Raw genomic sequence first — 15,270 nt, 5'->3', positions numbered from 1 at the left:
TTTCTTAGCATGCGGGTTTACAGGTTGCGTACAACGCTCACTCCATCTCAGGATGGCCCAGTGAGCTTTATAAGCCCTCCCCCCTCTTCACTGGATATGTTGCGCGGGCAACATAGATCTGGGGGAACGCACGCAACTGCTCCTGCATGGCCTGGCCTTCCTGGACATGCAAGATTTCTCCACCCTTATCCGCTTAGTCGTCACAGGCGGCAGTAGAAGCATAGGGCCTGGAAGCCAAATTTATTATTCCAATATATCGCTTCCAATATCCCTTGCGCCTCTTCCTCGCTGTCTGTGTTTGTGTCGGCTCTGACAGAGAGGAAAGGATGTCATTCATGCCTGTTCTTGTTTTGAACTCCTCACTACAACCTCTCTCAGTTATTCCCGAACGCCGTCTCATCGTTTTGCTATCCAAGCAGAAAGTCACCTTTGTCGATGAGAACGTCCGGGCTTTGATTGAGGAGAGCATTAGCGCTCGTCGCCTGGATCTTGAACGTCCCGTTATCGTCCAATTGCTGGCGAATGTGCGCGTGCCTCGCATGGCACTCCAACCGACGCGCTCGAACATTCTCCTGCGTGACGACGATACGTGCCAATACTGCGGCAAGCGCACCCGCGAACTGACGCTTGACCACATTCTTCCGCGCTCACGTGGTGGGCAGAGCACCTGGGAGAACCTGGTAGCCTGCTGCCGCGCCTGCAACGGGAAGAAGGGTAGCCGCCTGCTGAAGGATGCCAATATGCACTTGCTGCGCCAGCCACGCCCGCTCACTACGGAGTACGCCGGCGTCTTCCTGCTGCGCTATCCCAAGCTACGCGCCGCCTATGAAGAGTTCATCACCGGCTTTCATGGTAGTCAGGCCAAATTTATGAGCGCGTAGCCTGGTTAGTCTCAATGCGTATAGGCTTATAGAGAGCAAATTTTCTTGTTCTTATCGTTTTTTGGTAGAGAGAGTGGCCCGACGCTGTTGAAGTACGCGTCTACATATTATAATATGGGGCGCCGTGCCGAGGGAGACGCTGCCGAAGCACGCGTCTACATATTATGGACCATATGTAGACGCGTGCTTCGGCAGTGTCATTGGGCCTTCACATGCAACCGCTGGGGCTCGTCAATACGTATTTAAAGTGAGCAGTGTGACAATCGCTGGCGATGGGCCATATATATTGGTACATTGATTGCCTCATTGCTGACAACTCTGTTACCATTATTGATGAGTAGCCTAGTTGTGTAGAGTCCTTCTTATGCGAAAATCAACCCCCATTCGGGGGCGCAGCGCCACTGTCGTGGCTAGCGCTCACAAGCGCGCTCAGATTTTCTAATAGGAAGTAAGTCCAGGCGTGAGAGTGCTGCTTTTGCTTTGGACAAAATTAAGGTGGTTGCATGATCGAAAAGATACTTTCCAATGAATCTCTATCACGTTCGAAGCTTGGTGAGTCTTACCTCTGTTTGCATGGTCATTTTTATCAGCCTCCACGTGAAAATCCTTTTACACATGAAATACCATTAGAAGCCAGTGCCTCTCCCTTTGTCAATTTCAATGAAAAAATCACGGCTGAATGCTATCGCCCCAACGCGGAAGAGGGCAATTTTGCCGCGATCAGCTATGATATGGGTCCTACCCTGGCAGCCTGGCTGGAAATCCATCATCCCAAAGTTTACCAGCAGATCATCGATGCGGATCGCCAGCATATCGCGCGCTACGGTGTAGGCAACGCTATGGCGCAGGCCTATAACCATACCATCCTGCCACTAGCGACGACACGCGACAAGCATACCCAGATTCTCTGGGGGTTGCGCGACTTCCAGCAGCGCTATGGGCACGAAGCCCATGGCATGTGGCTGGCGGAGACGGCGATTGACCTGGAATGCCTAGATATCCTCGCCCAATATGGCGTCACATACACAGTGCTGGCTCCCTGGCAGGCGGCCACGCCTGTTGATCCGACGGAGCCATATATTGTGCGCCTGAAAAATGGGCGCTCGATGACGGTCTTTTTCTATAATGGTCCGCTCTCGGGTGGCGTCTCCTTTGACTCATCCATGACGAGCAACGCCGATGTCTTCGCGGGCTCATTCCTGACCGGAAACCTGGTACGGGAGAAGCTCGATAACGGTGAGCCGCAACTGATTCTGATCGCGACAGATGGAGAGCTGTATGGGCATCACAAACCATGGCGTGATAAGTTCCTCTCCTACCTGATCCAGCATGGCGCACCAGCAGAGGGCTTTGAGATATGTACGCTTGAGCGCTACATGCAGATCCAGCCGGCAACCAAAGAGGTTCAGTTACGTACTCCCAGCGCCTGGAGCTGTGAGCATGGGGTCGCGCGCTGGAGTGGGGGTTGTACCTGCACAGAGGGCGAAAGTAGCTGGAAATCGGTCCTGCGGCGCGCGCTCTCGCGCCTGGCAGAGCGTGGTGACCTGCTCTTTGAGCAATATACCGCGGAGGTCTTCCAGGATCCCTGGGCAGCGCGTAATGACTACCTGGCCCTACGCAATGGCTGGGAGAGCGAAGAGAGCTTCTGGAGCCGTCATGGCAAAGGAGGTCAGCGTCCCGAGCAACAGCTGGAGTATCGTGCGCGCTTGCTGCTGGAGGCGCAGTACTACCAGCAGTATAGCTTCACCAGTTGCGCCTTCTTCTTTGAGGACCTGGATAGGATTGAGCCACGCAACGCTATCGCCTTCGCGCGTCGCGCCATCAGTCTGACCTGGCAGGCCGTGGATGTCGATCTCCAGTACGACTTCCTGCAAGATCTACTGCCAGCACGCAGCTGGCGTAGCCAGCAGAGTGGTGTTGACCTCTACAAGGAGCTCCCCGAGGTGGATGCTGGCTTGCTACCGCCTTTTCCTTTGGGAATATAGCTCGCTACTTGCGTACGCGGCTACTGGGATGTTCTCAGTACCTGCGGTGCTTCGTATGGTATGGGTGGTGGCGCGTGGCTCTGCCACGCGCCACCACCCATACCCTTACCCGGCGAGCCACGCAATAGCGAGAATATAAGGGCGCTGAGGCGCGAAAAGGGGCTATCTTCGTGGGAAGAGCCCCTTTTGTCTGTTGAAGGCTTCTATTGGTCTTGTAAAGCTTTTTTGAGGGGGTCTAGCGGTACTGGGGTTGGGCACTGAGGCCATCGGTTACTAGCTGGAGCAGGATCGGCAGGTTGGAGACCTTGGCAACATCTACCGTGGCCCAGGAGAGCATGCTGCCCTGCTTCTTCACCTGTACAGAGCCATTGACCAGTTTGACGTCCTTGACCTCGGGCCAGGGGAGGAGTTTATCCCTGAAGCCGATGCCCTGCAAGCTTACGCTCAGATCACCAAAGCTGACGGGGACGCCGCTCGCGTAGGCCTGGCGGGCCAGGGGCAGGTGGCGACGAGTCACCTCGTTCATGATGACATCGCCCAGCTCTTTGACCTTTTTCAAGTGGCTGCTAATCACTACCTGGGCGCCATCAGGGCTCTTAATGGTGTAGGTGTGACGGGTAGAGCCATACCGTGAAGTGCGCACAATCTTCATCCATACTGCCTCAACGCGATCCCAACGGATGACGTTGAGCTGAGAACCGCTGGTATAGATGAAGCCCTCCTGGTAGAGGAAAGCCTTGTGGTTATTGGTCCTGATGGCATTAACGGCATAGATAATGATCAGAATGGGCACGATCCATAAGTAGTAGACAATATAGCCCGCCAGGTAGATGAGATAGTTCAGGATAATATCGAGAACCAGCACCCCGACGGTAATACCCATGGCCACCCAGATGTTGGTTGGTCTGAAGGCACGTACAAAGGGACCCAGAGCATTGATATTCGCCTGCTGGGCAATCTCAACTGGGATCTGCCCCGTAGCGACCTGAGGGGGCAGGGCATTTGCTTGCTGATAGATAGGTTCAGACATATGAGTGCTTCTCCTCAAGAGTGCAAATAATGATAGAAACGACATACAGGCCCTGCATAAGAGAAGATACAGGAGTCAATATGCTACCTGTTACGTCCGTAATATACCAGTTACTGTACGTAGTTACTATGAGCTATCTCACAAAATAGCAAAAACGTGTCAAATCAGGAGTTTGCGTTGAGCAGGATATAGCGAATGACCTCGCGCAGTTGCTCCAGATTGTGTATCTCGCGCAGGGGGAGGGTATACCATTCGCGCGTGTGCTGCTCGCCGTAGCGCGCGATGAGCAGCTCCTGAGGGCCAATGCCGATGGCGCCGATCTCTTCCCAGGCGAGGCAGATGGGGTGTGGTAGCTCAAGCTGAATGCCTTGCTGATCTATTCTTAATCTGCCAAAGGAGAGCGGTTGTCCGGCCTTATAGGCCATAACGTGGGGAGCACGATGCAGGGCATGTTCTTGCCAGGCATGATCGACGAGGCGACGCAGAATATCGATATTTGGTAGGTTGGCTGTTTTGAGGCGAACGAGGGGTTCCTGGGATGTGCGCGTATGTACCAGTACGACTTGTTCATCGATGGTTAAAGCTTGAAATTCCGTCCAGGGCAAGAGGCGCTTGAGTGAGCGAATGGTCAGGCCCTGGCGGCTGACAGCGATCTCATCGAAAGAGACACTTCCACCAGCCCGATAGGCGGTTATGGCACGCGGCAGCAAGCGACGCGTGATCTCGCTTTCCATAAGCGCGCCCAGGAGATCGATATGCTGTAGCTCATTGGTAAAGGTTAGCAGGGATTCATCGCTGCGGCGGATGGTGTAGCGTCGCTTGCCATGCGCGCGCCCATCGCTCTCCTTCCAGAGACGCTCTAGCTGGTCCCAGCGCACGGCCTCGATGGTGTCGGCGCTAAAAATAAGCCCCTCGGGACAGAGGTAAACCTGAGGTTGCGTATAAAAATGGGGTGCCAGCAAGACCCAGCCGCCGAAGATAAGCCAGATCAGACCGATCAGCGGAATCAGCAGAGCCTGCCAGAAGGGCCACCAGCTAAAGAGCTGCGGGTAGGCCACGCCAAAGACCAGGAGGATAAGGCAACCGACGAAGAGGGCGGCGAAACCGGTAAAACGGAAGAAACGAAGCTCCTGGCTCGCCTCAAAGGCTTTCTCGGGCGTGCCAAGGCGATAGGCGGTTGCCGCGCCCAGGATATCGAGCGGCACCTGTTTCTGCGAAAGAATCTGGCGCATGTGGGCAGCCTCCATAGGACAGAAGGGCCAACGCTGGCACAAAGCAGAGTCGCGTGGGGCGGCGCTGCTAAAGCACGCGCTTATATATCATGGTACCTATATTAAGCCAACAAAACGCTAGAAAATGCAAGAGAAAAAAAGATGTGGATGTTGGTTTGCCTGGCTTCTGCCAGGCAAACCAACATCCACATCTGACTCAGAAGAGGAAGGTGCTTCTCTCAGAGTGGAGAGGTTAGTATAGGATGATGCTGGTATTCCAGTCGCTATTGTCCATCAACCAGGCGGCCTGAGCGGTTGGCATATTGATGCAGCCATGCGTACCGTTTCCGGCGCTGCTGTTGCCGGTGGCATCAACATGGGGGAATTGTGTGCCTGGACCGTAGTCGGCGCGCCACCAGGAGTCATGCAGGAAGTAGCCGCCCGCATGATAGCCAATAGCATAGTTGATGGGGGTATCCTCATACCAGTAGGGAGACCCTTTGGGAAAGGGTGACTTGAACTTGATATTGGTCTCGCGACTAAGCACTGTCCAGAGGCCGGGAAGCGCGGGCAGTTCCTGGCGACCAGCCGTGATGTAGAATGAATTGATCAACTGCCCCTCGCGATAGAAGCGGAGAGCCTCTTCAACCATCGAGACGACGACCACGGTACCCTTTTTCAGTTTGTAATGGTCAAGCAGTTGCAGGTCGCTCTGGTGCACCTGGTTGTAGGGAGTCTTGTCGTTGTAGTCGGCCTCCAGCATCTGGTGGTGGAAGATCGCGTTCTGGATATCGTTCAGGGCGGTCTGATAATCGGCTATCGTCGATGCATTGGCGAGTTCCGCATCCAGGTCGCTACCGATACCTTGATCCATATAGCCAACATTGAGGTAGTAGGCGCCAGAGACCATGTGCGCATTGCCCCAATTCTTGACCTCATTATGGAACTGCTGGAGCAACTGGCGGGCCTGCGCCATAATCAGATCCTTCTGCATCGCGTTCAGATCGTTATCAATCTGCTTGCTAAAGGCCTTATAGTCGTCGAGCGTTTTGGTCTTCTGCTGGAGATCGCGAGCGGCGGCCAGGCGTTTCTCATAGTTGCTGACGTCGATGCCACTGCTTTTGAGCTGATTGATCTTCGTCTCCAGGTCATCTACTTTGGCCTTAGCGATAATGGGAATATCCTGTTTGAAGGTTGCCGCGGCCTGCTGGTACTGGGTATCGATCTTCTTATCGATTTGCTTGAGATCCTCGGGTTTGGTGGCTTTGGCCATCTCTTTCTGATCGCTGTCATACTGGTTTTTGAGCGTGGTCACATCTACCTTGCCCGCGGTCATGAGGTCAATTGTGCTCTTGAGCGTGGCGAGTTTATCATTGGTCGCAGGCATCATATTCAAGGTCTGGATGGCATTGCCAGTCGCGTCACTCACCACGAGGTAGTCTTTGGGATATTGCGCGCTCTTCATCTTCTCTAGATTTTGGGTATACACTTGTTGAAGCGTATCAGTGGGATAGCCCTTAGCGCGTTGTTGAGCCAGCGTAATCTGAAGCTTTTGCAGATTATCCTGGGCCTGGTTATCTGTACGCTCGGTCGTCGTATCGATCACGCCCTGGAGTTGGAGGTACAGTTGATCATAGCTATGGGCAGCATTTGTGTAGTACGCATCGACCAGTTGCGCATTGAAGGGATTCCAGGGGGCGGAAGAGTTATCCAGGTTCTGTTTCTGGGTGAGAATGGGATGTAGAGTAGTTGAGGGGACACCAATATCCTGAGCATGTTTGAGCAGCTGCGTCAGTTTAGTGAGGCTCTGATCTTTTTCTTGCTGTACGCGTGGGTCCGCGCCACATGCGCTGATCAGTGGGAGCAGCGCACTGAGGAGCAGGGTCAGCAGAATCATTTGTGCCAGGCGTTTAGTACGCGCCTGCCTGCGGGCAGATGTGGCCTGGCGAGCCACATGAGAGGGCGGGACGGGTGCTGGCATGTGAGTCATTCCTTTGTGTCGCACTATTGGTTGCATCGGGCATATCCTTGCTTTGAATCAATGCATTGGTATAGACAGAAAAGGGCAGGGTATATTGGGCTTCATTTAAGTATTTTTATTTACTGATATAGGGTATGGAAGGAGCAAGCTTACATGCTCTGCCATAAGAGACGTTGGACATGCAAACTTTTCGCGGGCCTGGTACCTTTGGATATTTCTATCCTTCTATATATTACATCGCAGGATATATAAAAATGCAACGCCGAACAAGGAAATTTTGTCTCATGCAAAAAAGAGAGCATGTACAACCCAGGCATATGCCTGGGTTGTACATGCTCTCTTTTTTGCATGAGTTTATGAATTTAGCGGCCGCGACCGCCACGAGATTTCTGCTTCTTGCGTTTCTCTTTACGGGCAGCTTTGCCAGTTTTCTTGCCACGTGGCAGACCGGGCATGCCTTGCATATTGGAGAGGCCATCCATACCAGGGAAGCCACCCAGGCCATCAGGGAGGCCGGGCATACCCTGGCCACCAGCACCAGCATACTGGCGCATCATCTGACCCCAGGGTCCCTTACCGGAGGAGACCTGGCGGATCATGGTACGCATCTCAGTAAACTGCTTGAGCAACTGGTTCAGCTCCTCGACCTTGGTGCCGCTACCCATGGCGATACGCTTGCGGCGGCTGCCATTGATGATATCGGGATTGCGGCGCTCCTCTTTGGTCATGGAGAGGATCATGGCCTCGACGTACTTCAACTGATCGCCTTCAAGCGCCTCCTCCATCTCAGGCGTGGAGGCTAGCTTATTGAAGCCGGGCAGCATCTCCATGATCTGGCGCAGGGGCCCCATTTTCTTTAAGCGATGCATGGCAGTCAGGAAGTCTTCGAGGTCAAACTTGCCCTGTTGCAGCTTCTGCTGGGATTGCAGAGCCTCTTCTTCGTCGATGGCATCGCGGGCCTGGTCAATCAAGGTGAGCACGTCACCCATACCCAGGATACGCTGGGCCAGGCGGTCGGGATAGAAGGGCTGAATGGCATCCATCTTCTCGCCCAGAGCCATGAATTTGACTGGCACACTGGTGACGGTGCGAATGGAGAGCGCGGCACCACCACGGGCGTCGCCGTCCATCTTAGTCAGGATCATGCCGGTTAGCGAGACGGCATCGTTAAAGTCCTTCGCGACGCGTACGGCCTCCTGACCGGTCATAGCATCGGCGACCAGCAGGACCTCGCGTGGGTGCACGCGCTCGCGGATATTGACGACCTCTTGCATCATGCGCTCGTCGATGTTCAAGCGGCCAGCCGTGTCGAGAATGATCACGTTGCAAGCTTGCTCGCGCGCATAGTCTAACGAATGCACGCAGATATCAACGGGATCAGAGCCCATGGGTTCCGAATAGACCGGGACCTGAATCTGCTTACCGAGCGTCTTGAGCTGATTGACCGCAGCGGGGCGGTACATGTCGGCCGCCACCAGCAGGGGACGTGAGCCGTTCTGTTTGCGCAGGTAGTTAGCCAGTTTGGCCGCCGAGGTGGTTTTACCCGAACCCTGCAAGCCCACGAGCATGATGATGGCGGGGTTGCCATTGGTATCGAGTTTATTGCTTTCGCCAGTGCCGCCAAGCACCTCGACCAGTTCATCATGAACAATCGAGAGCACCTGCTGTGCGGGCGAGAGACTTCCCATCACATCTGCGCCGATGGCTTTCTCCTTGACCCGGTCGACGAACTGCCGTGCGACTTTTAAGTTGACATCCGCCTCGATGAGGGCGATGCGAACCTCGCGGAGGGCGGAGTTGACGTCTTCTTCCGTCAGTTTGCCCCGCCCTTCAAGGTTTTGAAAGATGCCCTCGAGGCGTTTGGTTAAGCTTTCAAACATTGCCATATTGTATTACGCGTTCCTCTCTCCGCCGAGCAGATAATGCCTATCTTTAATTGGTGACTATTATATCATGTTTCATCACAGAGGTAAGTACGAAGTTTTTTCGCGTCTGCGGCGCTCAGGGTCAGGTGGTATAGGCATATGGCGCGGCGAATACCGCGCCATATGCCTATACCACCTGACCAGGAGTGAGTTTGCGAACCGGGCTAGAAGAGCTTGAGATACGCTCCTGGCTATTTTGCGCCACACACTCATACCACCTGACTACTGGTAAACTTGCGAGCAAGGTGTCCACTATCTTCAGTGTATATTATCGTCACTTTGATGGTTGTCTACAAGGCTTTTGTATGCATTTCATCTAATCACAAGAGAACACAAAACAGTTACGTTTATTTCTATGCTAGAATGAGGAGAGATTATTTTTTGTGAGCAGAGGGGGCCTATGCGATTTCTGACTGCTAAAGGGGCGCCCAGGTTGGCGCAGGATGAGATATTTTCAACGTATAACTGGTGGGACAAGAGTTGTCTGCTCTTTCAGATTACGGAGGAGCGCTGTGACTATATTGAGGAGCGGGTGGAGCGTGTTTTTGGGCGGGAGGCGTTGCCACAGCAGGAGGTACTGGAGGTAGGGTGTGGAGGGGGCTTGATCTGCGCGAGCCTGGCGCGGCGAGGCGCGGTCACCTTTGGGATTGATCCATCAATTCAGGCATTGGAGGTCGCACGCGCAAAGGTACAGCAGGCGGGATTGGGGCAGCAGGCCTTTTTTGCGCAGGGCTACGCCGAGCGGCTCCCCTATGCCAGTGGGAGCTTTTCCGTGATTGTGTGCCTGGATGTTCTGGAGCATGTCCAGGACCTGGACGCGACAATCCACGAGATCGCACGAGTTCTGGCGCCCGGAGGCATCTTTATCTTTGATACAATCAATCGTACACTCCTGGCCCGCCTGGCCTTGATCTGGATTGGCGAGCGCTTCTTCCATGAGCATGGCCTGGTTCCAGGGTTACATGACTACCAGCATTTTATCAAACCACGAGAGCTTCACGCGACACTGACCAGGCACCAGCTAGCGGTGCGCGAGATGGTTGGCTTCACACCCCGTCTCGTCAAAGGGCGCCTGACGCTGGGTGTGGGTGGGCCAAAGCTCGTTTCTTATGTTGGCTACGCGACAAAGGGACGAAACTAAAGGGCAAGGATCATACGGCACGAAAGACGAACAGCGCACAGGCTAGCCTACTGCTCCAGCCAGAAAGCCTGATCTTCGCTTGACATGTTACTGCGCGCGATAGCCTCCGCGAAGCTCTGTTTCTGTGGTCCCTGTTCCTGCTTGCGTGCAGCCTGAGAGGTCTGACGGCGATTATAGGTTAGCGCGGGCTGGCTATTGTCCAGCAGCGTGGCGAACTGATCGAGTGAGAGCTGGAAGTAGCCCGCGAGGCGCTCTAGCTGGCGCTGGCTCAGGCTAGCGGCCTCGATGGCGCCCGCCTCAAACTTGTTCCAGACATCGACCGAGAGGCGCAAGGCCCTGGCCACATCGACCTTTTTGAGATTGCGGCTCTTGCGTAGCTCAACGAGGGTCACAGTCTCAACCTGCGGGACGAGGACGCGCTGGAGCGCGCTTTGCAGGGCGCGCTGCGTTAATGGCAGAATGGTCGCGTTCTCCTCTAGCTCCTCGGCGGTGGTGGCATAATAGCCAGCGATAAAGTCAGTCAGTTCAGTCTGTGCTGTGGGATGCTCGCACAGGATTTGTAGCTGTGTCTGCGCATCACCTGCCTCCCTGGCGGCCAGCCAGGCCATTTTGAGTTCTTGTATTGACATGCTCATCGTGAGTGCTCCTTTCGTGCCTCAACCCTTTTTATCTTCTCCAGTGCTTTCTTAAGAAAAGAGTTTGGAAAAAGCGGGGACACCCCGCGCCCCGGCAGGGGAGACCCCTGCACCCCCTTTTTCTGCACTGGAAACCTGGATAGTTATTGCTGTGAAATCATGGGTGGATATGAATGCTGGCCCTCGTGCGCGATACATTCGCGCAGATAGCTGCGAGCGCGCTCATAGCGTAGACGGACGGTGCGCTCGGTACGCTTACAGACAACGGCGATATCGTCCCATTTCATACCCTCCAGGACGCGCAGGACCATAATCATGCGATCCAGAGGGTCGTTCAGGTAGGTTAAAATACGCTTACTCTCATCGTTGGCGTGTAGCACCTCGTACTGATCCTGTGGATCAGCCACGTCGGAGCTGGGCATGTTCTCGTCATCCGGCGAGGCTGAACGCAGGGATTCTACCAGGGCGCGTGGCACATGCTGGGGTCGGCCGGCAGGTCGCCCCTCGTCATCGCGGCGATAATAGAGGCCCTCCTGGCGTAGCACGCGGTTAAACTCGTCGACGCAGAGACAGCGTAGATAATGGACAAAGTTCTGGGTAATAAATACCTCTTTTGGATTGAGAGCCTCGCGTAGCAGGTGCTCGCTCATATTCGAGATGACCTCCTCGCGTAGCTCTGGGCGATGGCGCAGGCCCTGAGAGTGGCGCTGAAAGAAGGGGGCGCAGCGTTGAAGCAACACCTCTGCCAGCATGCTCACTCCCGGTGTATCGCCAGCGCGTTGGCGCGCGCGTATATTTTGGACCAGCTCGATCTCGCTGATTTCGTAGCGTCCCTCCGGAGTGCGACGCCGCAAACGCTCTTGAAGCGTGGGATCATTTAGATCGATCATATTCTCCCTCTACTTCGTAATCCTGGTCAGGCTAGCACGTAACCAGGTGTATCTATCCCTCTATTCCTCTCGCCCTACAAAAAACGGAAATGTTTCTGGCTGTTTGGTTATAAGTGGTCTGGTATGCCCTGGCGACCGAAGGCCGCCAGGGCATACCAGGCTACCTTACCCGGTTCTTACCCGGATAAATGCTTTGTGCTTCATGTTGTATTGTACTTGTATTGCTAGCATGAGCACAAGCGTATATGGGAGCAAATTCACGAGAGGGGGCGCAGGCGCTGGACAACCTGGGCGGGGGTGGGGATGCCGCTGATGCCGGGCTGCTCAACGGAGAAGGAGGCAGCGCAGTTGGCGAAGTTGGTAGCCTGGGCGGGATCGCCATGCTGGTAGAGGTGGGCGAGGAAGGAGGCGGCGAAGACGTCACCCGCGCCGGTGGGATCGACCTCGTGGGCGGGATAGGACGGAAAACTGGCGGGAACGCCCTGTTGATAGAGGGTAGCACCGTGACGGCCGTCGGTGGCGACGAGCAGGGGGACACGCTGGCTCCAGGCGTTAAGAATGGCGTCGGCCTCGGTGCGGCTACCATTGGCGAAGGGGAGCAGGTCATCGTGGCTGAGGATCAGCACATCGAGCTGGGGGAGCACCTGCTCGGCATCGAGCCAGGGCGTGGGCCAGACGCGCCCATCGGCATCCCAGCGGCGCAGCCAGCCCTGGGGCGTGGCGGCCAGGATGCGACCGGGTCGGCGTGGAAAGGCCGAGAGGATCTGGGGTGTCAGTTCTTGCGCCAGAGGTCCCAGGAGCACGACCGGAAGGTCACGCCAGGCGGTGGGAATATGGTCGGGCTGGATAGTGCTGGCGCGGGCGCGTAAATACTGGGTGCGGAAGCCCTGGGCATACACATTGACGAACGTAGATGTCTCGGCGGAGGGGATGGCTTGAACGGGGATGGCGGGCGAGAGGAGCGAGGGGAGGCGAGAGAGGAGATCGGCATCAGCCGAAGTCACGATAGTGGGAACTAGTCCCAGGCGATAGGCGGCCAGGGCGGCAAAAGTAACGGTGCCACCGAGTGAGAAGGTACCATCGGGATGCAGATCTTTAGTGACGTGGCCGATGGCGAGAAAGTTGGGTGAGGCAGAGTAGGCGTCCAGCATGAGAGAATGTTGTGGGGCGATTCCATCCAGAGAATCGCCCCGCTCCTTTTTTCAAATAGGTTGTGGGAGAGATGTTTTAGCCTTAGCGACCGGGGCGCTTCAGTGAGATGACCACGCGTCGCGCGTCGCCCTCACCAATGCTCTCGGTACTGATATCACCACTCTCGGAGAGAGCCAGGTGAACGATACGGCGCTCATGAGGTGGCATCGCCTCAAGCGCGATTGAGCGGCGATAGTTGCGCACCTGCTGAGCCACGCGCTGGGCCAGGGAGCGCAGATTCTCTTCGCGGCGCATACGATAGTTCTCAGCATCGATGATGATGCGCATCCGATGATGTGTACGATGGCTCACGATCAGGTTCACCAGCAGCTGGAGCGCGGCCAGGGTCTCGCCACGGCGGCCGATGAGCAGGCCAAGATTCTCATGCATGCCATGAATGTTAAGGGTCAGCGGGCTGGTTGAGCGGACCTGGACCGTGGCGCGAATATTCAAGTGGCGCAAGATGTTCTGGAGCACATCCACCGTAATCTCGATATCTTCGCGCGAAGGTTTCTCAACGAGTGGGAGAGCGCCAGCCGGCTGCTCGGTGGCTTCCGTCTCGGGTTCAGAGGCGATTGCCGCAGCAGAGGTCAGGGCAGGGAAGGTATCGGCGGAGATGAAGGGCGTCACATCCTCGTCCTCGTCGCCTTCCTCCTCCTCCTCCTCCTCCTCTTCCTCCTCCTCATCGAATTCCTCTTCTTCCTCATAGGCCTCGTCGACATATTCCTCCTCCTCCTCCTCCTCCTCCTCTTCTTCCTCTTCCTCATCCTCGTAGAAATCGACATCGCCCAGTTCGTCGTCGGAACCAAGAATGGCATCGGCCATCTCGGGAGTAATGACCGCGCCTCCAAGCGCGCCAGAAGTGGAAGGGCGGACCGTCACGCGGACGAGGGCCTCCTTGCTTCCCAGGCCAAAGGTACCACGAGCAGGTTCTTGAAGCACAGCAATATCAACCTCGTCGCGACGGCGATTGAGATGCGCCAGGGCCTTCTGAACGGCTTCATCTATGCTTTTACCACTAGCCTCTATACTTTCCACAGTTTCCTTGCCTCCCTAAATGCGTCGGTAAGAACTTCACAAGTAATAGATTACAACCTACCTCATAACAAGAGTTTGTGCTAAAGGGCACAACTCTTGACGAGTCAGCCCCTCCCTGTCTCTTCACGCTTGCGGCGTTCAGGGGCAAGGGGTATGGGTGTACCAGGCAGGTCACGACCCGCCTGGCACACCCATACCCCTTACCCAGATGGCTCGCGAAGGAGCCACCGGGTGTGAAGAGCAGCCTTAGCCAAACCCTCAAGGAGGTAGGCTGCAATCGATCAAGCTTAGCCTCGCGAACGTTGAGCGCTACCGCGGCGACGAGCAGAGGCACTGCTGTTGCGCGAGCGACGGCGCTGCTGTTGCGTTGTTGATGATCCAGAACGATTATTTCCAGTGCGCATCTGGCTCGCGACGGGACCACTAGCGGCTTCCTCATCCTCATCAGAGGCGCTATCGGCCTCAATGATGTTGGAGCGGCGCAGGAGATCTTTCTCACGCTGCTTCTTGCCTTCGCTTGCGAGTGTGCTTTCAACCACGGCGGGCGCCACCTTGGGATCATTCGCGAACTTGGGCGTGGTCAGCAGGGAACCCCAGCCGGTGACAAAGTACTGCTGTACCGCCTGGAAGATCGAGGAGATCGTCCAGTACAGGGCCAGGCCCGCGGGGAAGGTCCAACCGATGAAGATGGTCACAAAGGGCATCACATACTGCATGGTCTGCATGGACTGGACCATAGGATCAGGCGTATTTTTATCTTTGTTTTTGTTCGCCTGAGCGTTGCGCGGCTGAGCCATGCGCAGGGAGACGAAGGTGGCCAGACCAGCCAGGATCGGCAGGATATGCGTAGGATCGGGCTGCCCCAGCGAGATGTACCAGTGCGGATTGAGGAACTCGAACCAGCGCAGGTTGATGTCGGGTATATGTGTGAAAGGCGCGATAAAAGAGTACAGATGATCGTTGAGCGTTTTAGTAGTCAGATGCTGATCACGCAAGATGTTGCCCACAGCAAAGTAGAGGCCGTAGAGCACAGGGAGCTGGATCACGAGTGGCAGACAGCCTGCCAGTGGTTTCACACCATACTCTTTGTACAGCTGATTCATGGCCAGGGACTGTGACTGGACATCGCCGGGGTGTTTCTTCTTAATCTCGGCGATCTTCGGCTGAAGTACCTGCATGGCCTTGGAGGAGCGCAACTGCTGAAGAGTGAGTGGGAAGAGTAAAAGCTTGATAAGGACGGTAAGAACGATGATGGCAAGGCCAAAATCACCGAAGAGGCGGTAGAGCACCACCAGGCCGTTGAAGATGGGGTATGAAAAGATTATGTTAAAGAGATTACCGATAGCTCCAAACACGAGAATT

Annotated in this window: 12 protein-coding genes; 3 read left to right on the top strand and 9 right to left on the bottom strand. The window is 55.4% G+C overall.

Features of this window, described 5'->3' with window-relative positions:
* The first annotated feature begins 335 nt into the window (after nt 1-335).
* Entirely contained in the window at nt 336-881 is a 546-nt protein-coding gene (locus KTE_RS14855; RefSeq protein WP_201382127.1) for an HNH endonuclease, read from the top strand.
* A 503-nt stretch (nt 882-1,384) separates the two neighbouring features.
* Nucleotides 1,385-2,866: a DUF3536 domain-containing protein gene (locus KTE_RS14850; protein ID WP_201382125.1), complete on the top strand. Its 1,482-nt coding sequence runs from the start codon at nt 1,385-1,387 to the stop codon at nt 2,864-2,866.
* A gap of 235 nt (nt 2,867-3,101) precedes the next feature.
* On the opposite strand, the gene KTE_RS14845 is transcribed toward KTE_RS14850, so the two are convergent.
* The 4 genes from KTE_RS14845 to ffh all read right to left on the bottom strand — a co-directional run bounded on the left by KTE_RS14845 (nt 3,102) and on the right by ffh (nt 8,968).
* Nucleotides 3,102-3,896, bottom strand: a complete 795-nt coding sequence (locus KTE_RS14845; RefSeq protein WP_201382102.1) for a DUF6585 family protein — start codon at nt 3,894-3,896, stop codon at nt 3,102-3,104.
* Nucleotides 3,897-4,060: 164 nt separating this feature from the next.
* Nucleotides 4,061-5,128: a DUF6585 family protein gene (locus KTE_RS14840; protein WP_201382100.1), complete on the bottom strand. Its 1,068-nt coding sequence runs from the start codon at nt 5,126-5,128 to the stop codon at nt 4,061-4,063.
* A 232-nt stretch (nt 5,129-5,360) separates the two neighbouring features.
* A complete protein-coding gene (locus KTE_RS14835; RefSeq protein ID WP_236600406.1) occupies nt 5,361-7,088 on the bottom strand; it encodes a L,D-transpeptidase in 1,728 nt (575 codons plus the stop codon).
* Between the two features lie 362 nt (nt 7,089-7,450).
* Entirely contained in the window at nt 7,451-8,968 is a 1,518-nt protein-coding gene (gene ffh / locus KTE_RS14830; protein ID WP_374226810.1) for a signal recognition particle protein, read from the bottom strand.
* Between the two features lie 445 nt (nt 8,969-9,413).
* On the opposite strand from ffh, the gene ubiG reads away from it, so the two are divergent.
* On the top strand, nt 9,414-10,154 hold the full coding sequence (gene ubiG / locus KTE_RS14825; RefSeq protein ID WP_201382095.1) for a bifunctional 2-polyprenyl-6-hydroxyphenol methylase/3-demethylubiquinol 3-O-methyltransferase UbiG: 741 nt from the start codon (nt 9,414-9,416) through the stop codon (nt 10,152-10,154).
* A 47-nt stretch (nt 10,155-10,201) separates the two neighbouring features.
* Here the strand turns inward: ubiG and KTE_RS14820 are convergent, their stop codons facing one another.
* The 5 genes from KTE_RS14820 to KTE_RS14800 form a co-directional block, all read right to left on the bottom strand.
* Nucleotides 10,202-10,789 (bottom strand): helix-turn-helix transcriptional regulator, encoded by a 588-nt coding sequence (locus KTE_RS14820; RefSeq protein ID WP_201382094.1) that lies wholly within the window; start codon nt 10,787-10,789, stop codon nt 10,202-10,204.
* Nucleotides 10,790-10,932: 143 nt separating this feature from the next.
* Nucleotides 10,933-11,679 carry an RNA polymerase sigma factor gene (locus KTE_RS14815; protein ID WP_201369976.1) on the bottom strand — a complete coding sequence of 249 codons (747 nt, stop codon included), beginning with the start codon at nt 11,677-11,679 and terminating at the stop codon, nt 10,933-10,935.
* A 257-nt stretch (nt 11,680-11,936) separates the two neighbouring features.
* A complete protein-coding gene (locus tag KTE_RS14810; RefSeq protein WP_201382093.1) occupies nt 11,937-12,830 on the bottom strand; it encodes a PfkB family carbohydrate kinase in 894 nt (297 codons plus the stop codon).
* A gap of 82 nt (nt 12,831-12,912) precedes the next feature.
* A complete protein-coding gene (jag, locus tag KTE_RS14805; protein WP_201382092.1) occupies nt 12,913-13,908 on the bottom strand; it encodes an RNA-binding cell elongation regulator Jag/EloR in 996 nt (331 codons plus the stop codon).
* A 287-nt stretch (nt 13,909-14,195) separates the two neighbouring features.
* Entirely contained in the window at nt 14,196-15,263 is a 1,068-nt protein-coding gene (locus KTE_RS14800) for a YidC/Oxa1 family membrane protein insertase (protein ID WP_201382091.1), read from the bottom strand.
* Between the last annotated feature and the right edge of the window lie 7 nt (nt 15,264-15,270).

Origin of the sequence: Ktedonobacter sp. SOSP1-85 (assembly GCF_016587415.1) — a bacterium.
Taxonomy (GTDB): domain Bacteria; phylum Chloroflexota; class Ktedonobacteria; order Ktedonobacterales; family Ktedonobacteraceae; genus Ktedonobacter.
This window is presented reverse-complemented; position numbering and strand designations above follow the sequence as displayed.